Source organism: Streptomyces sparsogenes, from assembly GCF_001704635.1.
GTDB classification, from domain to species: Bacteria; Actinomycetota; Actinomycetes; order Streptomycetales; family Streptomycetaceae; genus Streptomyces; species Streptomyces sparsogenes.
This window is the reverse complement of record NZ_MAXF01000116.1, coordinates 21588-41571: the sequence shown is the minus strand read 5'-3', so window position 1 is coordinate 41571 and position 19984 is coordinate 21588. Positions and strand designations below refer to the sequence as shown.

Genomic DNA, 19984 nt, shown 5'->3' with positions numbered 1-19984 from the left:
CCGCGCGGGAATTTGCGTGATACACACGTGCGGTCACATTTCCTGTCCGCCAGCAGGGAGTTACCGCATGTCAGTAACACGACGTCAGGCCCTGGCCCGCAGTGGCGCGGCCGCCGCCTCCATCGCCTTCGCCGGCACCATCTCCGAGCTCTTCGCCGGTACGGCCGCCGCCGCCGAGCCGGGCCCCGAGGCCGCGGCCGGCACCGGCGGCTACGGCCCGCTGGTCCCCGACCCCGACGGTCTGCTCGACCTCCCCGAGGGCTTCCGCTACCGGGTGCTGTCCCGGGAGGGCGACGAGCTGCGCTCCGGCGAGGGCAAGGTCCCCAGCCACCACGACGGCATGGCCGCCTTCCCCGGCCGGGCCGGCACCAGAGCCCGCACCCACCTGGTCCGCAACCACGAGAACCGCCCCACCGCCGCGATCCGCGTCCCCGCCGTCAAGGACCTCACCTACGACCCCATGGGCATGGGCGGCTGTACGGCGCTGGAGCTCGACGCCGGCAACCGCGTCCTGGCCGAACACGTCGCCATCGCGGGCACCGCCGTCAACTGCGCGGGCGGCCCCACCCCCTGGCACACCTGGCTGACCTGCGAGGAGACCGAGGACAAGGCCGGCACCAACGGCTACACCAAGGACCACGGCTTCATCTTCGAGGTCGATCCTTACGACCCGCGCCGCACCGGCGCCGTGCCGCTGACCGCGATGGGGCGCTTCCAGCACGAGGCCATCGCGATCGACCCGCGCAGCGGTGTCGTCTACGAGACCGAGGACGCCTTCGACAAGCCCTTCGGCCTCTTCTACCGCTTCCTGCCGCACAAGCCGCTCGGCGGCAGGGGTTCGCTGCGCGCGGGCGGGGACCTGTACGCGATGCGCGTCCCCGGCGTACGGGACCTGTCCACCGTCCAGGAGACGGGCACGACCTTCCACGACATCGAGTGGGTGCCGGTCCCCGACCCGCTCGCCAAGCAGACCCCGATCCGGTTCCAGGACTTCGGCCCCAAGGGCATCACCCATGCGCAGAAGCTCGAGGGCTGCTACTGGGGCGGCACGTCCGTCTACTTCGTCTCCAGCTTCGCCAAGAGCGCGGACGGCTCGGCCGCCGACCACTACGGGCAGATCTGGCGGTACGACCCGCAGCGGCGGCGCCTCACCCTGGTGATCGTCTTCGGGCCGAACACGGACGTCCAGCTGCCCGGCGAGTCCCCGGACAACATCACGCTGGCGCCCAGCGGCGGCCTGATGGTGTGCGAGGACGGCAACGGGGCGCAGCACGTCTTCGGGCTGACCAGGCGCGGGGAGGTGTATCCGATGGCTCGGGGGCGCCAGAACATCGGCACTCCGGAGAAGCCGGAGTGGGGCGAGTTCGCGGGGGTGACCTTCTCGCCCGACCGGCGCACGATGTACGTGAACTGCTACACCCCGGGCACGACCTTCGCGGTGACCGGGCCCTGGCGCCACTGAGTTCCGTCCACTGAGGCGGTCAGGACCGCCGTGATCAGACCTCGGTGATCGGGAACTCCTTGATCGGGAACTCCGTGATCAGGACCGCCGTGAGCTGAGCGCACAGGCCAGCGCGGTCGCCCCCGCGGCGACCGCGCCGGTCAGGGCGAGCGGCAGCAGGGGCAGCGTCACCGTGCCCGTGTGCGAGCCGCTGACCAGGTCGGACACGGCGGCGTTCGCCGGCGACGCGTCGGTGACCAGCACCAGCAGCGAGGCCAGCGCGGTGGCCTGGATGCCCCAGCCCGTGCTGAGCAGCAGCGGCCGGCTGAACAGCGCGCCCACCGCCGCGCCCAGCAGGGCGCAGGCGAGGGCCGCGAGCAGCCCGGCGGCCGTGGCCTCGGGGAGGGGGACGGCGATCCGCTGGTCCGAGGTCTTCGGGTCGCTGATCAAGGCGATGAACACCGCCCCCACCACGCCCAGCCCGGCCGCCGCGCACAGCCCGGTGAGCACGGAGCTCAGATGGACCCGCGCGGGGCCGGCCGCCGCGGCGGCGCAGTTGCGCGCCGCGGGCGGCTCGTTGCCGACGCACACCCGCACCAGCCAGGCCGCGACGGGGAGCAGGGCGGCCGCGGCGTAGCCGAAGGAGTCGAGGATCGGCTGCCCCGCCATCACGCCGACGGCCATGAACGCCCCGTACAGGACGACCGGCGGCACCCAGCGCTGCGAGCGGGCCAGCAGCGCGGCCTGGTAGCGCAGCAGGGCGGGCAGCGCGCGCCCGGCCGGCAGCGGCCGGGAACCCGACTCGCCGCCCGGCCCACCCCGGCCCGCCCGATCCTCCTGTTCCGCGTCCGCCCGGTCCGGGGCGGGCCCCGGGGCCCGCTGCTCCGCCTCGGCCGGTACGGGCGTCACCGCCCGGATGTGCCACGGCGGCCGGGCGGTGAGGAGCGCGCGCAGCAGCGCGTCGGAGTGGGCGGCGCCGACGGTCAGCCGTACGACGGGGCCGGCACCGACCGGGGCGCCCGGCACGTCGGCCGGAGCGCCCGGCACTGCCACGGGGGCGCCCGGCAGGTCGGTCGGCAGCGAGGCCCCGGGCGGCCCCTCGGAATCCACGCGGACGCGGGGCCCGGGCGCGGCGGCGGGCGCGGGCTTCCCGGGTCCGTACGGGCCGGAGGCCGTGGAGGCGGCGGGGAACGGCGGCCCCGCGGAGGCGCCGCCCCGCTCCCGCACGAGCCGCGTGTCCGCGACGCGCAGGACCTCGTCGGCGGCGTCGGCCAGGCGGCGTGGGTCGTGGTCGACGAAGACGACGGCGCCGCCGTCGGCGACGCGGGCGAGGACCGCCTGGTCCAGGGTGCCGCGGGAGGTCTGGTCGAGGCCGGTCCACGCCTCGTCGAGGACCAGGAGGCCGGGGGCGGCCAGCAGGGCCTGGGCGACGGCGACCTTCTGGCTGGTGCCCTTGGACAGCTCGGCGAGCGGGGTGTGCGCGTGGCCGTCCGCGCCGAACCGCTCCAGCCACTCCAGGGCCTCGCGCGCGGCCGCGGCGCGGCGGAGGCCGTGCAGGCGGCCGAGGTGGGTGAGGTAGCCGAGGGCGGTGAAGGGCAGTTCCGCCGGGAAGCGCTCGGGCACGTACGCGGTCCGCGGCCGGCCGGTGATCCGGCCGGTGGTGGGGGCGTCGATGCCGGCGAGCATCCGCAGCAGGGTGGACTTGCCGCTGCCGTTGCCCCCCGTCACGCGGGTCAGGGAGCCCGGCCGCACATCGAGGTCGACGCCGCGCAGCACCCAGGCCCCGCGCAAGCCGTAGCGGCGACCAACGCCATGCAGTCTCATGACCGTTGAGCCTATGCGGTCAACGCCGTCCCGGGGCGCGGGTGTGCGCGGTGGCACACTGGGGCGCGTGACCAGCTCCGACACCAGCCCCGACACCCGCTCCCCCACGCGTCCCGGCGACGACAACGGCAACGGCCACGACGGCCGAGCCCCCAGCAGCCCGTTCCGGCACTCGGAGATCGACCGGGACGCCGCGCCGCAGTTCGTGCTGCCGCTGGTGGTGCGCATCGAGAAGGCCGCGCCGCCGGCCCGTACGGACGCGATGGAGACCGCGGCGCGGGCCGTGCTGGTCCTGCTGTCGGACGAGCGGGCGACGGCGCCGGACGGCACGTGGACGGAGGCCGTACGGAGCTGGCAGGACGCCCGGATCCGCAAGGTCGTGCGGCGGGCGCGGGGCGCGGAGTGGCGGCGCGCCGAGGCGCTGCCGGGCATCACGCTCACCGGCCGGGCCGCGGATGGCGCCGGGTCGGCGGCCGAGGTGCGGGTGTTCCCGCCGGTGCCGCTCGACGGCTGGCCGAAGGAGCTGGCCAAGCTCCAGGTCTCGGGCACCGACCTGGACGACCCCGGGCCGCCGCCCGCGCCGGACCTCACCGCGCCGGTGCTGTGGCTGAACCCGGAGGTCACCATGTCGGCGGGCAAGGCGATGGCGCAGGCCGGGCACGGCGCGCAGCTCGCGTGGTGGGAGCTGGACGGCGCGGCCCGCGCGGCCTGGCGCGCGGCGGGCTTCCCGCTGTCGGTGCGCACCCCGTCGGCCGAGCGCTGGGCCCGGCTGGTCGCGAGCGGCCTGCCGGTAGTGCGCGACGCGGGGTACACCGAGATCGCGCCCGGTTCCTGCACGGTCGTCGCGGACCATCCGGCGCTGCGCGGGCGGGGCTGACCCCCGGAGCTACGCGGGCGGGGCCGGCCGCGCCCTCCGCGGGGCCGCCGGGCCGCGCGGGGCGCTCGTCAGGGGCCCGTCAGAACCTCAGGACCGCCGCGATGCGCTCGTGGGCGTCCAGGGAGTCGTCCGGGACGAAGGCGACCTCCCCGCCCCGGTCCAGCGTGGTCTCGATGATCTCGTCCACGATGTCCTCGAGCACCGCCGTGCCCAGTTCGGCGGGGGAGGTCTCCTCGGGGTCGACCGGGGTCAGGTGCTCGCCGGTGACCCGCACGGTCCGCTGGTAGTGCTCCTCGACGGCGAGCAGCTCGATCCGGCCTTCCTTGCCGACCTGCCAGATCTCCTCCAGCCCGGCGGCGAAGGCGCGGCGGCCCTGCGCCTGGCCGATGCGCTCGAGGACGCGCTCGGTGTGCCGCGCCGTCTGCTCCGCCAGGGCCGGGCGCAGCGCGTCGGCGAGCGCGCGGGCGGGGCCGTTGGTCAGCCCGCCCTTGGTGACCTTGCTGACGGCCGCCTTGTTCGCCGAGCCCACCTCCTCCAGGAGGCTCAGCGCGGGCGCGAGGCCGACGAGGTGGAGCGGGCGGGGGTCGGTGGCCAGCAGGGAGTCCAGGGCGGTGTCGACCTGCCGCAGATAGGTGTGGGTGCCCTCGTCGTCGTACGGGCCGGGGACGTCGCCGATCCGCTCCTTGCGCTCGACGTCCTGGTTGAACGCCGGCTCGGGCATCAGGGGGAATCCCGCGGCGCGCTCCTCCTGGAGCGTGCCGTCGCTGCCGCCCCACAGCGTCGTACGGTCCACGGCGACCGCCAGCACCCAGTACGGGCGGGTCCGCTCGCGCGCCGCGACGAGGTTGCGGGTCAGGAAGGTGTCGCTGAAGACGAGGCGCTCGGGCGCCGTCCTCGACAGGGTCCACACCTCGTACTCGCCCTTCGCCGCCAGAATCACCAGCGAGTCCAGGGCGTAGCGCAGGTCCACGTCCGCCAGGGCCCGGTCGAGCTGCTCGCCGATGTCGTAGCGGGCCTCGCGGGGGACGTCCGGATCCGCCTCCAGGCGGTGCTTGGCCTCGGCGACGAGGTTGCGCAGGCGGACGGTGTCCTCGGCGCGGTAGGGCTCGCGGCGGTGGGTGGGCAGGGTGATGGTGACCGCCGGGTAGGGACGCCTGGCGCGGAGGGCGGTCAGCGTGCGGGATGTCAGTCCGGTGGTACGCATCCGGTGCCTCTCGACGTGTTCATCCAGCATCACCCAGGACCGGCGCCGCCGCATCGCGGGACGGGCGGCGCGGCGCGTCACCCCGCGCGCGGGGGCGTGCCCGTCGGGCCTGCGACGGGCCGTCTGTCGTTGGCCAGTTGATGCGGGATCCGTGTGAAGAGAAGGTAATTCTTCAGTGATACTGGTGGGCCGTACGTTTGTACTTCCTCCAGGGAGCGGGACCCGTGCAGGTGCTGAAGACCTTGAAGGCTTGGAAGGCGCGGACGCCGAGGAACGCCTACGGCGTGACGGGGCCGGTGGGGGCGCTGGTGGCCGTGGCGGTCGTCGTCGCCGTGCTGCTGGCCGTCCTGCCCTCGGGCGGGGAGGCGGACGGCTCTCCCCTGGGGAAGACCCCGGCGGGCGGCGCGGCCCCCGCGTCGGGCCGGGACACCCCCGCCACGAAGAAGCGGAAGGAGAAGTACGCCGACTGGGACGGCAAGGTCAAGGTGCTCGGGGACGGCTCCACCTCGTACACCGGGCCGCAGCCCCACCAGCTCAAGATCAGGAAGCTGAAGCCCGGGGAGAAGCCGCCGCAGTTCGTGGTCTTCTCCTGGGACGGCGCGCTGGAGAACGACGACCATCTCTTCTCCCACTTCCGCCAGGTCGCCAAGGAGAACGACGCCACGATGACGTTCTTCCTGAGCGGCATGTATCTGCTGCCCAAGTCGAAGAGCGACCTCTACCAGCCGCCCCAGCACAAGCGCGGCTCGGCGGCGATCTCCTTCCCGACCGACGAGCACATCAGGGAGACGCTGGAGCAGCTGCGCGGGGCGTGGCTGGAGGGCAACGAGATCGGCTCGCACTTCAACGGCCACTTCTGCGGCCCGAAGGGCGGTGAGGACTGGAGCACCGAGGAGTGGAAGAGCGAGACCGAGCAGGCGTACTCGTTCGTGAAGAACTGGAAGACCAACACCGGCTTCACCGACCTCGACCCGCTGCCCTTCGACTACGACGTGGAGCTGGTGGGCGGCCGGGCGCCGTGCCTGGAGGGGCAGAAGAACCTCATCCCGGTCATCAAGTCGATGGGGTGGCGGTACGACGCCAGCTCGCCCGGTGACTTCCAGATCTGGCCCTCCAAGATCGACGGGATCTGGAACTTCCCGCTCCAGCTGGTGCCGTACCCGCACAGCGAGAAGCAGGTCCTCTCGATGGACTTCAACTTCCTCTACCACCAGTCGGGCGACAGCACCGAGGGCGACCCGGCGAAGTACCCGGAGTGGGAGCAACTGACCCGGGACGGCTATCTCAACGGCTTCGAGCGCGTCTACAACGGCAGCCGGGCGCCGCTGTTCATCGGCAATCACTTCGAGACCTGGAACGGCGGCATCTACATGCAGGCCATCGAGGACGTGATGAAGAGCGTCTGCCGCCGCCAGGGCGTCGAGTGCGTGTCGTTCAAGCAGCTCGCGGACTGGCTGGACGCCCAGGATCCGAAGGTCCTGGAGAAGCTGCGCACGCTGGACCCGGCCGAGGCGCCCGACTGGGCCACCTTCACGAAGACGAAGTGACGGCCTTCATGTAGCGCGTCCAGATCTCGAGGGCGTAGGGGGTCCCGGCGCCCCAGCCGGCGTCGTCCCCGGTGGCCCCCGACGTCCCGGAGTTCCCCGGGGTCCCGGTGGCCCCGGGGGTTCCGGTGCTCCCGGTGGCGCCGGATCCGCCCAGCCCGTCCAGGGGCAGCAGCTCCTGGGTCTTCGGATCCAGCCGCGAGACCGAGACCGCCGTCGACATGTCCTTCGTATAGCCCACGAACCACGAGGAGGTGTTGTCCTGCTCGGTCCCCGCCTTGCCCGCCACATCGGAGCCGACCACCGCGGCCGCCTGCGCGGACCCGCTCCGCACCGCGCCGTGCAGGGCGTCGTCCACCTGCGCGGCCACCTCCGGGCTGAACGGCCGGGTCGCGGGCTGCTTTTCGAGCGCCACCCGCTCGCCGCGGTGGGTGAGCCCGGTGACCGAGTACGGCGGGGTGTGCCGGCCCCCGGCCGCGAAGGTGCCGTAGGCGCTGGCCATGCGGATGGAGCTGGGGGTGGCGGTGCCGAGCGAGAAGGCGGGCACCCGGGCGCCGAAGCTGCTGGGCAGCAGGCCCGCGTCGATGGACGCCTTGCGCACCCGGTCCAGCCCGACGTCCATGCCGAGCTGGATCATCGGGGTGTTGATCGACCGCACGATCGCGTCCCGCAGGGTCACCTGCCCGAACGAGCGGTGCCCGTCGTTGGTGCCGCGTACGATCTGCCCGCTGCGGTCCCAGTACGGGCCCTCGGGCGTGCGCACGGCCACCTTGTCGTTGCCGTCGTAGACGCTGGTGGGGGACACGGGGGTGCGCGGACCGCCCCGCTTGAGCTGTACGCCGTCGCGCAGGGCGGCGGCGTAGACGAAGGGCGTGAAGGAGGTGCCGGCCGGGACGTTGGAGGCGTTGGCGTCGTTGAAGCCCTGTTCGAGGTAGCCGGGGCCGCCGTAGAGCGCGGCGATCCGGCCGTCCGGGGTGACGGACGCGGCCCCGATCCGTACGTACCGGTCCTCCTTGCGCGCCTTCGGGTCGAGGCTGTCGCGCATCGTCTTCACCGACTTGGCGAGCTCGTTGACCTTCGACTTCTCGAAGGTGGTGTGGATCTGGTAGCCGCCCAGGTCGAAGTCGGCGTCGGAGATCTCGGTGTGGGAACTCACATAGGCCCTCGCCGTCTCCACGAGATAACCGACCTGGCCGGTCAGTCCCTCGGGTTTCGGCGGCGCCTTGGGCTCGGGGAACTTGGTGTACTTGGCCCGCTCGGCCTTGCTGAGCCTGCCGATGTCGACCATCCGGTCCAGCACCCACTTCCACCGCTCCTCGGCCCGGCGGTGGTTCTTGGCGCTGATGGCGGGGTCGAAGGTTCCGGCGCCCTTGAGCAGCGACGCCAGCATGGCGCCCTCGCTCGGGTTCAGCTCGGAGACGTCCTTGCCGTAATAGGCGTAGGAGGCCCGCTGGATGCCGTAGGTGCCGCGGCCGAACCAGCTGGTGTTCAGATACCTCTCGAGGATCTCCTCCTTGCTCATCTTGTCGTCGAGCTTGATGGCGATGAACATCTCGGTCAGCTTGCGGGAAAACGTCTGCTGCTGATTCAAATAGGCGTTCTTCACGTACTGCTGCGTGATGGTGGAGCCGCCCTGGGTCTCACCGCCCGTCACCATCCGGGTCAGGGCGCGCATCACACCGCTGGGGGACACTCCGCTGTCGGAATAGAAGCTGGAGTTCTCGGCGGCGAGCACCGCCCATTGCACCTTCTCCGGCACCTTCTTGAGCGGGACCTCCTGCCGGTTGACCGGGCCCGTGCGGGCCATTTCGGAGCCGTCCGCCCAGTAGTAGACGTTGTCCTGCTGGGTGGCGAAGTCGTTGAGGTCGTCCGGTATGTCGGTCTGCAGGTAGAGATAGCTCAGGACGCCGGTCAGGCCGCCGAGGCAGAAGAGGAACAGCATGGCCATCTGCCGCCAGGAAGGCAGCCATCGCCACGGGCCGCGACGGCCCGCGCGGGGATAGTCGAGCTCGACCCGGCGGATCGCCCAGCGGCGCAGCGCCCACCACGGCCGGGACGAAGGTGTCCTGCGGCGTGGTGCCTTGCGGCGGTGCCTGCCCCCGGCGTTGTTGCTGCCCTGCACGTGTCCCCCACGATCCGCGCGCGGGGCGCGGCCAAAGGTCTGATGGTCCGTCCCCCCGAAGACGACACGACCCTATGATGCTTTCCGAACATCTGTCGCCTCGAAGCCCCAAAAGTTTGTCACAGTAATGATATTCCGCGACGTGAGTCACGTGCGACACGCGGGAAGGGGGCTTCTTTGTCCGGAAGGGGCGGAGCCGGCTCCTAGGGGGTGTCTCCCCTAGGGCAGCAGCACCAGCCGACCGCGCAGGCCGCCTTCCGCGAGCCGACGATGGGCGTCGGCGGCGCGGTCCAGGGGGAGGGTTTCGGCCACCCTGAGGGGCAGTCGGCCCGCGCCCGCCAGGGCGGACAGCCCGGCCAGGCGCTCACCGTCGGCGCCCACCCACACGGTGGAGACCCTGGTGCGGCGGCGCGGGACGGGCGCGGCGCCCGGGACGGTCGAGACGAAGGCGCCGCCGAAGCGCAGCGCCTCGAGGGCGGTGACGCCGAGCGGGGCCGTGTCCAGGACGCCGTCCACGCCTCCGGGGACCAACCGGCGTACGGCGTGGGCCACCTCGGCGCTCCGGGGCACGAAGTGCTCGGCGCCGAGGGCCCGTACGAGCTTCTCGTCCCGCTCCCCCGCGACCGCCACGACCCGCAGCCCGCGCTCGGCGGCGAGCGCCACCCCGAACCCGCCCACGCTGCCCGCCGCGCCGCTGACCAGCACCGTCCGCCCGCGCTCCAGGGCGAGGTCTGCCAGCGCCTGGTCGGCGGTCAGGGCGCCGAGGGGGAGGGTGGCGGCCTCGGCGGCGGAGGCGCCGGAGGGCGCGGGAGCGGTCTCGGCCGCCTCCAGGAGCGCGTATTCGGCGTAGGCGCCGAGCGGCAGGTCGAGCCGGTCGATCATGCCGATGACCCGGTCGCCGACGGCGAAGCCGGTCACCCCCGCGCCGAGCGCGTCGACGGTCCCGGCGGCGTCCCAGCCGATGCCGTACCGCTCGCGCGGCAGCGCCATCCCGTTGCGGACGGTGCCGCCGGAGCGCACCAGCGCGTCGACCGGGTTGACGGCCGCCGCCTCCACCCGGATCCGGATCTGCCCGGCGCCCGGCTCCGGGACGGGCACCTCCACCACCTCCAGGGCCTCGGGGCCGCCGAACTCACGGACGACTACGGCACGCATGTCTCACTCCTCGGGTCGTGGGAAACCGGCTGTGCGCCGGCGGAACCTGCACGTCAAACCTAAGGAGAGTTACTCTCTTATGGGGAGTAGGCACCTGGAAGTGCGTAACGCACGCGAGGGAGAGGACATCGCCATGCCGACCCGCACCGCCGCCCAGCGCCGCGCCGAGGCCCGGCTCGCGTACGACGCCTTCATCGCCGCCTGCCCGTCGCGGCAGCTGCTCGACCGGATCAGCGACAAGTGGACGACCCTGATCGTCAACGCGCTCGCCGACGGGCCCCGGCGCTACGGCGAACTGGCCCGCGTCATCGCGGGCGTCAGCCAGAAGATGCTCACCCAGACGCTGCGCGCGCTGGAGCGGGACGGGCTGGTCAGCCGCACCGTCACCGCGTCCGTGCCGGTGCGGGTGGACTACGCGCTCACCCCCATCGGCCGGGATCTGCTGCCGGTCATCCGGGCCGTGAAGTCATGGGCCGAAACCCACATCGAGGAGGTCGTCTCCGCCCGGGAGGCGTACGACGCGGCGAACGGTGAAACCCGCAAGCTCAAATGAACCTCTGAACCGCGCCGCTCCTGGGTTCGTCCTTCTCCAGCGGGGTCATCACCCCCGCACGAGGGGACGGACGAGGAGGGGGAAGCCATGGTGCGCCTCGGAACCGGCATGGGATGGCGCCCGGAGATCGCCGATGACATCGAGCGGCTGCCGGGCATCGACTGGGTTGAGGTGGTGGCGGAGAACATCTGCCCGGACCACCTCCCCGACGGGCTGCGGCGGCTGCGGGAGCGCGGGACCACGGTCGTCCCGCACGGGGTGTCGCTGGGCCTCGGCGGCGCCGAGCGGCCGGACGCGGGACGGCTCGCGGCGCTCGCCGAGCGGGTGGAGGCGCTGGGCTCGCCTCTGGTGACCGAGCACATCGCGTTCGTACGGGCGGGCGGCCCGCGAACCGCGTCGCCGGCGGCGGAGGCCGGGCACCTGCTGCCGGTGCCGCGCACCCGCGACGCGCTTGACGTGCTGTGCGAGAACGTCCGCATCGCGCAGGAGTCGCTGCCGGTGCCGCTCGCCCTGGAGAACATCGCGGCGCTGATCACCTGGCCGGACGAGGAGCTGACCGAGGGGCAGTTCCTCGCCGAGCTGGTCGAGCGGACGGGCGTGCGGCTCCTGATCGACGTGGCCAACCTGCACACCAACCGCGTCAACCGGGGCGAGGACCCGGCCGCCGCCCTGGACGCGCTGCCGACCTCGGCCATCGCCTACGTCCATGTGGCGGGCGGGGTCGAGCGGGACGGGGTGTGGCACGACAGCCACGCCCACCCGGTGACCCAGCCGGTGCTCGACGTGCTCGCCGAGCTGTGCGCCCGTACGGCGCCTCCGGGCGTGCTGCTGGAGCGGGACGACAACTTCCCGGCGGCCTCGGAGCTGGCGGCCGAGCTCGACGCGATCCGTGCCGTGACGGCGAAGGCGGCTGTGAGGGGTTCCGGGGCTGTGGGGGTTTCCAGCACCGCGGGGATTTCTGTGGCCGTTGGGAACCCTGGGGCCATCGGGATTTCCGGAGCCGCCGAGGCCCGCGAGGCTTCCAGGGCCCGGGGAGTGCCGGTGGCGGGTGGGTCGGACGCCGTGGAGGGCGCCAGGGGGCGGATCGCGCTCGCGCAGGCGTCCCTGCTGTCCTCGCTGGTCGCGGGCGCCCCCGCGCCGGAGGGGTTCGACCGGCGCCGGCTGGGGGTGCAGAGCCGGGCGCTGGCCGCGAAGCGGGCCGACGTGGTCGGCAAGGTCGCGCCCGAGCTGCCGCGGATCCTGGGCAGCGGCTACCGGCCCGCGTTCCTGGACTACGCGCTGGACCGCCCGATGACCGGCGGCTATCGCCGCGACGCCCTGGCGTTCGCCGAGCACCTGCTGGCCGACCAGCGGCCCGAGGACCCCGTGGCGCGGCGGCAGCTGACGCAGTGGTGGCGGGAGCGGTCGGGGCCCGCTCCGGTACGGCCCGGCCCCGCGGCGCGCCTGGCGCGGGCCGCCCGACTCGCGCTGCTGGGAAGGTGATCGGTATGCAGGCGGTATGGGCGTACGTGGTGTTCGCCGCGTCGTCGGCGGTGCTCATCAGGGGCACGGTCCGGGCCCGGCGGGCGGGGGGCCCGGTCGCGGACGCCCGGGCGCACGATCTGCTGGAGGCCGCCTTCCTGGAGGCCGGCCCGGGCCGGGTGGCCGACACGGTGATCTGCGCGATGCACGCCGACGGGCGGCTGGCGGTGGGCGGCCCCGGGGTGGTCTCGGTGCGGCAGCCGATCGCCCGCGACCCGGTGGAGCAGGCGCTGCTGGAGGTCCACGCCCAGGCGCCGCACGGCGGGCTCGCCCTGCTGCGCTCGCGGCTGATGCGCCATCGGGCGGTGCAGGCAATCGGCTACCGGCTCGCGGAGCGCGGGCTGCTGGTGCTGCCCGAGAAGATCAACTTCTGGCGGCGGCTGGCCGCCGTCCAGACGGTCGCCGCGGTGGCGGGGGTGTTCCTGGCCATCTGGGGGACTTTCGTGGAGGAGTCGGGCGGGTACGACGGCGAGCTTCCGCTGATCTTCAGGATGTTCCCGGCGCTGTCCGGCGGCTTCCTGGTCGGGGTGATCTGCGCCGCCACGAACCGGAAGCGGATCACGGCGGCCGGGAAGCGGGCGCTGAGGGCCTACCGGCAGGACCTCGCGTACGCCACGGCCGAGCCTCGGGACGGCGCTCCGCTGCGGACCGGCACCCGGGTGGCGTCCGCGGCCGAGATCGTCGCGCTGACCGGAGTGGGCGCGCTGGCCGCCGACGAACTGCTGCGTGACCAGTTGCTGGAGGCGCACCGCACCGAGGCCACCGCGGCGGCGTCCGCCGGGCCCTCGGGGTCCTCGGGGTCGTCGGGGTCGTCGGGGTCGTCCGGCTCCTCGTCGTCCTGCGGGACCAGCGGCTCGTGGTGCGGCACCTCCGGGAGCGGATCGGGCTGCGGCAGCTCCAGCTGCGGCGGAGGGGGCGGCTCCGGCTCCAGTTGCGGGGGCGGTGGCTCGAGTTGCGGAGGCGGCTCCGGCTGCGGTGGGGGTGGCGGTTGCGGCGGCGGAGGCTGCGGGGGCGGCTGACCGGCCCGGGGCGGCGGCCGGGCGCCGCCGCCCCTCCCCCGCGCGTTTGTGGCGTTCACCGCGTTCATGGCGTTCATCTGGTGAAACGCCCTGGCGGTGGGCGGGCCGGATCCAGTACAAAGCGGCCATGTTGTGGCTGTCGTTCCTGCTCGTCGCCTGTGCCGCCGCCGTCGCCTCCTGCGCCCGGCTGTGCGCGGCCGCCGTCGCCGCCGCCCGGGAGGCCGGGGGCGCGGGGGCCGGCCGCGAGCTGAGCCTGTACGAGGCGGCGTTCCTGTCCGGCGGCCCGCGGCGGGTCGGTGACCTCGCCCTGGTGACGATGGCCCGGCAGCGCCGTCTGCTGCTGGCGCACACCGGCTGGGTCACGGTGGTGGACCCGGAGGGCCGGGACGAGTGGGAGCGCTCGGTGATCGCCGCGATAGGCCCGCGGGGCCAGTCGCCCGTCCCTCCGGTGCGGGCCGCGCTCGCCGACGCGGAGCCGGTGCGGGCGCTCGCCGACCGGCTGGTGGCCGCCGGGCTCGCGGTGCCGGCGGCGGCGCGCACGAACGTGGCGGCCGCGGTCCGCCAGGTGCGGGCGGCGGGCGTGCTGGTCGTGCTCATGGGGGCGGCGGCCGTGCTGGTGGTGGAGCCCGACGCGGGGCCCGGGCGGGCGGCGGCGTGGTTCGCGCTGCCGCTGCTGCTGACCCTCGGCTGCCTGGCGATCGCCCGCGTCGAGGCGCACCCGTACACGCGGTGGGCGTCGCCCGCCGGGCAGCGGCTGCTGGGCCGCATCGAGCTGCCCCGGCCACGGCCGGCCCCGCGCCGCGAAGCGGCCGCCGGCGGTGAGGGCGGCGGTGCCGGCGGCGGGTTCGGCAAGCTCGGCGGGGGCGGCGGTGTCGGCGGCGGCGAGGTCGACGCGGGCGGTCGCGATGACGCCGAGTTCCTCACCGCGCTCGCGCTGCGCGGCGCGTCCGCCCTCCCCGACCCCGCCCTGCGCGCGGCCTTCAAGGCGCATTGGGGTCATTGAGCCCGACACCTCGGCGCGGTGCTTTACATGGCCGACCCCCGCGCCAAGGATCCCTTTCGTCGCGAACACCGCGCTACGACAAGGCGTCGCGGACCGGCAAGCGGAACCCGCACGGCAGACGAGGGGACGGCCCGTGAGAGCAGTAAGGCTGTACGGCGTCCTCGGGCCGCTGTCCCTGGCCCTGGCCATGACCGCGCTGCTCGCCGCCCCCGCGCCCGCCGCCCCGGCCCACGCCGCCGCACCCGCCGCCGACCCCGCCGACCCGGCCGCCGACCCCCTCGGCGACGAGGCCGCGACCGCGCCCTCCGCCGGCTCCACCGCCGAGGACCGGGGCGTGGCGCTCGCCGCCCGGCGCGCCGCCGCCCGCGGCATCGACTTCGGCCGCTGCCCGGCCGTCGAGGAGCTGCCCGGCGCCGCCCGGTGCGGCACCGTCAAGGTCCCGCTGGACTACGCGCACCCCCGCTCCGCCCAGCTCTCCCTCACCGTCAGCCGGATCCGCGCCACCGGCCCCCGCTCCCGGCGCCAGGGCGCGCTGGTCTACAACCCGGGCGGGCCCGGCGCCTCCGGCATGGCGTTCCCCACGTACGCCGGCGTGGCCGGGTTCCACGCGGCCGCCGAGGCGTACGACTTCGTCGGGTACGCGCCGCGCGGAGTGGACCGCTCCGGGCCGCTGTCCTGCCAGGACCCGGCCGCCTTCGCGAAGGCGCCGGCCGACTTCCCCGTGCACCCCTCCGCGGCCTTCAAACGGAAGATGATCAAGCAGGCCAGGGCGTACGCACGCGGCTGCGCCCGCCGCGCGGGCCGCGCGCTGCGCCACTACACGACCCTCAACAACGCACGCGACCTCGATGTGCTGCGCGCCGCCCTCGGCGAGAAGCGGCTCACCTTCGTCGGCGCCTCCTACGGCACGTACTACGGCGCGGTCTACGCCACGCTCTTCCCCGCGCACGTGCGGCGGATGGTCTTCGACAGCGTGGTCGACCCCGACCCGCGGCAGATCTGGTACCGCAGCAACCTGAGGCAGTCGCTGGCCTTCGAGCGGCGCTGGCGGGACTGGCGCCGCTGGGTGGCCCGGCACGACGCGGTCTACCACCTGGGCGACACCGCGGCCGAGGTGTTCGCGTCGTACGAGAAGGCGCGGCGGCGGCTGGCGCGCCACCCGGCGGGCGGGAAGGTGGGCACCGCCCAGCTCCATGACGCGTATCTGCAGACCGGCTACAACGACGCCTTCTGGGACGTGAGCGCGCACGCGCTCGCCGCCTATCTGCGCGGCGACACCGGGCCGCTGGTGACGCTGGCCGCCCCCGACCCGACCCGGGCGGTGGCCGAGGAGAACGGCAACGCCGTCTACACGGCCGTCCAGTGCAACGACGCGCCCTGGCCGCGCTCCTGGGCCCGGTGGAACAGCGACAACACCGCGCTGGCCCGCCGCGCGCCCTTCGAGACCTGGGACAACGTGGCGATGAACCTGCCGTGCGCCTACTGGCCCGCCCCGCACCGACGGCCGCTGAGGGTGGGCCCCGGCGGCGGGGCGGGACGCGGGGCGCCGCCGCCGGTGCTGCTGCTGGCCGCCGAGCGGGACGCGGCCACGCCCTACGCGGGCGCCAAGGAGCTGTGGCGCAGGCTGCCCGGGTCCTCGCTGGTCACCGAGCGGAAGGCCGGTACGCACGGGCTGTGGGGCGGCCCGAACGACTGCGTCAACGCCTACGTCGACACCTATCTGCTGACCGGGCGGACGCCGGGCCGCTCGGTCTCGTGCGCCCCCCGCGCGGCGCCGGAGCCGACCGCGTGGTCGCTGCCGGGCCCCGCTCAGGCCAGCCCGGCGACCAGCTCGGACACCGGCTTGCGCCGCCCGGTGTAGAACGGCACCTCCTCGCGCACGTGCATCCGCGCCTCGGAGCCGCGCAGGTGCCGCATGAGGTCGACGATCCGGTGCAGCTCGTCGGCCTCGAAGGCGAGGATCCACTCGTAGTCGCCGAGCGAGAAGGACGCGACCGTGTTGGCCCGCACGTCCGGGTAGCCGCGCGCCATCCTGCCGTGGTCGGCGAGCATCCTGCGGCGGTCCTCGTCGGGCAGCAGGTACCAGTCGTAGGACCGCACGAAGGGGTACACGCTGACGTAGTCGCGGGGGGTCTCGTCGGCCAGGAACGCCGGGATGTGCGACCGGTTGAACTCGGCCGGGCGGTGCAGCGCCATGTTCGACCACACCGGCTCCAGGGCGCGGCCCAGCCGGGTACGGCGGAAGAGGTTGTAGGCCTCCTGGAGGGCGTCGGAGGTCTCCGCGTGCCACCAGATCAGGACGTCCGCGTCCGCGCGCAGCCCGGAGACGTCGTAGGTGCCGCGCACGGTCACGTCCTTGGCGGCGAGCTGCTCGAACAGCTCCTCGACCTCGTCGGCGTAGCCGGTGCGGTCCTCCGGCAGCACGTCGCGCAGTTTGAACACCGACCACAGGGTGTAGCGGATGACCTCGTTGAGGTCCTTGGCCTTCTTGCCGGCGTGGGGAACCTTGCCGGACGGGCCGGTCCCGGAAGCGGATGCAGCAGTCATGGTCCCTATTCTCGCTCTCGGTGCCCGGCGCCCCGCGCCAGGGTGGCGGCCATCGATTCCAGCAGCTCGTCGGCGGCGGTACGGGCGCTCGCGACGCACGCGGGGATGCCGACGCCGTCGTACGCCGCTCCGCACACCCGCAGTCCGGGCAGCTTGGCGACCTCCGCGCGGATGCGGGTCACGCGGTCGAGGTGGCCGACGGGGTACTGGGGCAGCCCGCCCTGCCACCGGTCGACGCGGGTGGCGACGGGGCGCGCGGCCAGGCCGGTCGCCCGGCCGAGGTCGGCGAGCGAGATCCCTACCAGATCGTCGTCGTCACGGCTCAGGTCGGCCTCGTCCTCAAACCGCCCGATCGAGGTACGCAGCACGAAGAGTTCGGGGTCGGCCTCCCCCAGCCAGCCCCATTTGCGGCTGGAGAAGGTGGCGGCCTTGATGGTGTGGCCGTCGACGGGCGGCACCAGGAATCCGCTGCCCTGGGGGAGCCCGGCCGCGTCCGCGCGGCGGAAGGCCATGGTGATCAGCGCCATGGACGCGTAGGCGACGGTGGCCAGCTCGGCGGAGGCGGCCGGGGAGTCGGCGGCGAGCAGGCGGGCCGCGACCGGGGCCGGGGCGGCGAGCACGACGGCGTCGGCCTCCAGCGCCTCGCCGCGCTCGGTGACGACCGTCCAGCGGGCCGCGCCGTCCGCACGGGAGCCGCCGGGGGTGGCGGCCGGGCGCAGCAGGCGTACGGGCTCGCCGGTGCGGATCTCGCCGCCCGCGGCGCGCACCGCGTCGGCGACGGCGAGCGGGAGCCGCCCGATCCCCCCGTCGATGCCGGTGAACACCGGGCCGGCCTGCGCCGCCGCGGACCGCGCGGCGAGCGCCCGCGCGCCCTCGGTCAGCGAGCCGTGGGCGCGGGTGGCGTCGAAGAGGGTGGGGACCGCGGCGCGCATCGACGTGCGGTACACATCGCCCGCGTACACTCCGCCCAGCAGCGGCTCGACCAGCCGGTCCACAACCTCCCGGCCCAGCCGCTCGGCGACGAACCCGCCGAGGGCGACGTCCTCGGTGAGTTCCGCCCGCGGCAGCCGGGGCTCCTCGGCGATCCGCGCGAGCCCTTCCTCCGAGATCACCCCGGAGGCGGCCAGCGGCGCCAGGTCGCCGGGCACGCCCATGACATGCCCCTTGGGCATCGGCCGCAGCCCGCCGCGGGTCCACAGCGCGGCGGTGGCGGTCGCGGGCGGTCGCAGCCGGTCGCCGAGCCCGACCGCGCGCGCCAGGTCCACGGCCTCGGGTCGGCGGGCGAGCATCGACTCGGCGCCGAGGTCCACGGGGACGCCCGCGAGCTCGCCCGCGTACAGCTTGCCGCCGACCCGGGCGGAGGCCTCGAGCACGGTCACCCGCGCCCCGCCGGCCAGCAGGCGGTGGGCTGCCGCGAGCCCGGAGATTCCGCCGCCGACGACCACGACATGGCCCGTCGGGCCGTTCGCTGCGCTCATGCCCCCACTCTCTCAGACGCCCCTTCCCCGGCCGCATGGGCCGGGTGGCCCCTCACCAGGGCCCCTCGCCCCCGCCACCCCCGTGACCGCCGTCGTCCCCGTCACCGCCGTCACCCCCGTCATCGCCGTCGCCGTCGTCCCGCTTGACCTCGCGCAGCACGTCCAGGGCGGCCCGCGCCCGCCCGGCCAGGTGCCGGGGGCAGCTCCAGGCGTCGGGGGCGAACGACTCCTCGGGCGCGGGGAAGTCGTCGGGCGCGCAGAAGTGGTTCAGATGCGCGCCGATCAGGTCGTCGGGGCTCCCCACCACCGCGTAGCCGCGGCCCGCGATGCGCTCCAGGCCCTGCCACGGGTGCTCGCCGGGGTGCGGGCACGGCGCGTCCAGAGGGGCGGGATCGACGCTCTCCAGGATCTCCTGGAGGACGCCGCGCACGGATCCCGGTATGCCGATGACCATTCCGTCCACCGCCCAGCAGGCGAGCAGCAGCAGGACGGCCCGCTCGCGCGCGTCACCGGCGCCCCCCGCGTACCGGCGGGCGGCCCACAGGGCGGCGTTCTGCACCAGCTCCTCGTGTTCGGTGACCCAGGACTGCCGGTAGGTGGTGGTGAGGGTGTCGATGTCGATCCGGCCGTCGGGGAGCAGGTACTCCGTGTCGAGGTGGGTGGTGTCGCGGGTGCCGAAGAGCTTGTCGCGCCCGGCCCGCAGGTGGTCCAGGGCCTCGCGGGCGAGGCCGGCGAGGAAGACCGGGCACAGCCATGCCTCCAGGGGGGTGCGCCACCCCTCGACGCCGCCGCGCCGCTCGTACACGCCCCGTCCGCCGGGGCTGAGCAGGTGGACGCCCACGGTGGCCAGCGCCGCCGGGTCCTCGCCGGTCCCGGGGTGCTCGCCGGGGCCGTGGGCGCAGGGTTCGCCGTCGAGCCCGGGCAGGGCGTTCTCCAGGGCCTCGATCATCTCGTCCAGCACCCACTTGCCGCGGATGCGGCCGCTCACGGCGTACCAGCGGCAGGCGTTCAGGATGACGACGAGCCCGGCGCGGCTGTCGCCGTCGGGCTCGGCGAGCAGGGCGGCGGCGTGGTCGGAGAGCTCGTACGCGGGGTCGACATGGGGGTGGTCCCAGAGGATGGACCGCAGCTGCCGGGCCTTGCGCGCGTCGATGAGGGGCAGCCGGGGCGGGATGTCGCCCACCGCGCCGGGGTCGATGATGTCGATGGCCACGCGGGCGTATCCGGCGATGTTGCGCGGGCACAGCCACTGGTCCTTGGTGGCCGGGTCGCGCCACTGTTCGTCCTCGGCCTCGCTCCTGCCGTTGCGCAGCAGCGGCAGCAGCCGGGCCAGGTGGTCGTGGCGCTCGTCCAGGTCGTCCTCGTACGGGTGGAGCGGGTGTGCGCAGGGGCGCTCCCGCAGGGCGCTGTCGGCGGCGTCGAGGGCCACCAGGGCGGCGCCCTCGACGCCCTCCCCGGTGAGCCAGCCGGTGTGTTCGGCCGTCATCAGCAGACCGAGCGTCCACAGATAGGCCAGCTCGCCCGCGGGCTCGGCGGCCAGCCGCTCGGCGCAGTCGCGGACGAGCCGGTCGGCCTCGTCCTTGGAACGGCCTTCGCGGACGGCGGCCCACTGGCCGGCGAGTTCCCGGACGCGGTCGGCGGTGATGGCACGGAAGTCCCTCATGGTCTCCCAGACGGCGAGGGACCCCGTGCGGGT

15 protein-coding genes are annotated in these 19984 nt (G+C 74.4%); 8 read left to right on the top strand and 7 right to left on the bottom strand.

Annotation, left to right across the window (positions count from 1 at the left end; translation table 11 throughout):
- The first annotated feature begins 67 nt into the window (after window positions 1-67).
- Window positions 68-1462: a PhoX family protein gene (locus BBH68_RS24010; RefSeq protein WP_065965557.1), complete on the top strand. Its 1395-nt coding sequence runs from the start codon at window positions 68-70 to the stop codon at window positions 1460-1462.
- 78 nt (window positions 1463-1540) lie between these two features.
- On the opposite strand, the gene BBH68_RS44330 is transcribed toward BBH68_RS24010, so the two are convergent.
- Window positions 1541-3265 carry an ATP-binding cassette domain-containing protein gene (locus BBH68_RS44330; RefSeq protein WP_079151160.1) on the bottom strand — a complete coding sequence of 575 codons (1725 nt, stop codon included), beginning with the start codon at window positions 3263-3265 and terminating at the stop codon, window positions 1541-1543.
- 67 nt (window positions 3266-3332) lie between these two features.
- Between BBH68_RS44330 and BBH68_RS24000 the strand changes: the two genes are divergently transcribed.
- Entirely contained in the window at window positions 3333-4142 is an 810-nt protein-coding gene (locus BBH68_RS24000) for a peptidyl-tRNA hydrolase (RefSeq protein WP_425428837.1), read from the top strand.
- A gap of 79 nt (window positions 4143-4221) precedes the next feature.
- Here the strand turns inward: BBH68_RS24000 and BBH68_RS23995 are convergent, their stop codons facing one another.
- Window positions 4222-5346 carry a baeRF3 domain-containing protein gene (locus tag BBH68_RS23995; protein WP_065965587.1) on the bottom strand — a complete coding sequence of 375 codons (1125 nt, stop codon included), beginning with the start codon at window positions 5344-5346 and terminating at the stop codon, window positions 4222-4224.
- Between the two features lie 284 nt (window positions 5347-5630).
- Here BBH68_RS23995 and BBH68_RS23990 point away from each other — a divergent pair, with 284 nt between their 5' ends.
- Window positions 5631-6893: a polysaccharide deacetylase family protein gene (locus BBH68_RS23990; RefSeq protein WP_079151163.1), complete on the top strand. Its 1263-nt coding sequence runs from the start codon at window positions 5631-5633 to the stop codon at window positions 6891-6893.
- Here BBH68_RS23990 and BBH68_RS23985 read toward each other — a convergent pair.
- Together BBH68_RS23985 and BBH68_RS23980 are read right to left on the bottom strand one after the other, a co-directional pair.
- Complete coding sequence (locus BBH68_RS23985) at window positions 6877-8832, bottom strand: transglycosylase domain-containing protein (protein ID WP_245738262.1); 1956 nt, start codon at window positions 8830-8832, stop codon at window positions 6877-6879. The two genes, BBH68_RS23990 and BBH68_RS23985, sit on opposite strands and share 17 nt — an antisense overlap.
- Window positions 8833-9231: 399 nt before the next feature.
- On the bottom strand, window positions 9232-10167 hold the full coding sequence (locus BBH68_RS23980) for an NADP-dependent oxidoreductase (RefSeq protein ID WP_065965555.1): 936 nt from the start codon (window positions 10165-10167) through the stop codon (window positions 9232-9234).
- 133 nt (window positions 10168-10300) lie between these two features.
- Here BBH68_RS23980 and BBH68_RS23975 point away from each other — a divergent pair, with 133 nt between their 5' ends.
- The 5 genes from BBH68_RS23975 to BBH68_RS23955 all read left to right on the top strand — a co-directional run bounded on the left by BBH68_RS23975 (window position 10301) and on the right by BBH68_RS23955 (window position 16124).
- Entirely contained in the window at window positions 10301-10720 is a 420-nt protein-coding gene (locus BBH68_RS23975) for a winged helix-turn-helix transcriptional regulator (RefSeq protein WP_065965584.1), read from the top strand.
- 87 nt (window positions 10721-10807) lie between these two features.
- Window positions 10808-12202: an MbnB/TglH/ChrH family RiPP precursor modification enzyme gene (locus BBH68_RS23970; RefSeq protein ID WP_065965554.1), complete on the top strand. Its 1395-nt coding sequence runs from the start codon at window positions 10808-10810 to the stop codon at window positions 12200-12202.
- Window positions 12203-12207: 5 nt separating this feature from the next.
- Window positions 12208-13260: a TIGR04222 domain-containing membrane protein gene (locus tag BBH68_RS23965; RefSeq protein WP_079151157.1), complete on the top strand. Its 1053-nt coding sequence runs from the start codon at window positions 12208-12210 to the stop codon at window positions 13258-13260.
- Window positions 13261-13387: 127 nt separating this feature from the next.
- A complete protein-coding gene (locus BBH68_RS23960) occupies window positions 13388-14263 on the top strand; it encodes a TIGR04222 domain-containing membrane protein (RefSeq protein WP_065965553.1) in 876 nt (291 codons plus the stop codon).
- 133 nt (window positions 14264-14396) lie between these two features.
- Window positions 14397-16124, top strand: a complete 1728-nt coding sequence (locus BBH68_RS23955; RefSeq protein WP_065965552.1) for an alpha/beta hydrolase — start codon at window positions 14397-14399, stop codon at window positions 16122-16124.
- On the opposite strand, the gene hemQ is transcribed toward BBH68_RS23955, so the two are convergent.
- From hemQ to BBH68_RS23940, 3 genes are read right to left on the bottom strand one after another with little or no spacing between them, the layout of a single operon-like run.
- Window positions 16073-16810, bottom strand: coding sequence for a hydrogen peroxide-dependent heme synthase (gene hemQ / locus BBH68_RS23950; RefSeq protein ID WP_065965551.1), 738 nt, complete (start codon window positions 16808-16810; stop codon window positions 16073-16075). The genes BBH68_RS23955 and hemQ overlap by 52 nt on opposite strands.
- Window positions 16811-16815: 5 nt before the next feature.
- Complete coding sequence (gene hemG, locus BBH68_RS23945; RefSeq protein ID WP_065965550.1) at window positions 16816-18288, bottom strand: protoporphyrinogen oxidase; 1473 nt, start codon at window positions 18286-18288, stop codon at window positions 16816-16818.
- 52 nt (window positions 18289-18340) lie between these two features.
- Window positions 18341-19951 (bottom strand): hypothetical protein, encoded by a 1611-nt coding sequence (locus BBH68_RS23940; RefSeq protein ID WP_065965549.1) that lies wholly within the window; start codon window positions 19949-19951, stop codon window positions 18341-18343.
- Window positions 19952-19984 lie beyond the last annotated feature (33 nt).

Bases quoted from the DNA above. Each gene is read 5' to 3' on its own strand.
- BBH68_RS23975 (WP_065965584.1), top strand. From the start codon at position 10,301: ATGCCGACCCGCACCGCCGCCCAGCGCCGCGCCGAGGCCCGGCTCGCG.
- BBH68_RS23995 (WP_065965587.1), bottom strand. From the start codon at position 5,346: ATGCGTACCACCGGACTGACATCCCGCACGCTGACCGCCCTCCGCGCC.
- BBH68_RS23960 (WP_065965553.1), top strand. From the start codon at position 13,388: ATGTTGTGGCTGTCGTTCCTGCTCGTCGCCTGTGCCGCCGCCGTCGCC.
- BBH68_RS44330 (WP_079151160.1), bottom strand. From the start codon at position 3,265: ATGAGACTGCATGGCGTTGGTCGCCGCTACGGCTTGCGCGGGGCCTGG.
- BBH68_RS23940 (WP_065965549.1), bottom strand. From the start codon at position 19,951: ATGAGGGACTTCCGTGCCATCACCGCCGACCGCGTCCGGGAACTCGCC.
- BBH68_RS23965 (WP_079151157.1), top strand. From the start codon at position 12,208: ATGCAGGCGGTATGGGCGTACGTGGTGTTCGCCGCGTCGTCGGCGGTG.
- BBH68_RS23985 (WP_245738262.1), bottom strand. From the start codon at position 8,832: ATGCTGTTCCTCTTCTGCCTCGGCGGCCTGACCGGCGTCCTGAGCTAT.
- hemG (WP_065965550.1), bottom strand. From the start codon at position 18,288: ATGAGCGCAGCGAACGGCCCGACGGGCCATGTCGTGGTCGTCGGCGGC.
- hemQ (WP_065965551.1), bottom strand. From the start codon at position 16,810: ATGACTGCTGCATCCGCTTCCGGGACCGGCCCGTCCGGCAAGGTTCCC.
- BBH68_RS23980 (WP_065965555.1), bottom strand. From the start codon at position 10,167: ATGCGTGCCGTAGTCGTCCGTGAGTTCGGCGGCCCCGAGGCCCTGGAG.
- BBH68_RS24010 (WP_065965557.1), top strand. From the start codon at position 68: ATGTCAGTAACACGACGTCAGGCCCTGGCCCGCAGTGGCGCGGCCGCC.
- BBH68_RS23970 (WP_065965554.1), top strand. From the start codon at position 10,808: ATGGTGCGCCTCGGAACCGGCATGGGATGGCGCCCGGAGATCGCCGAT.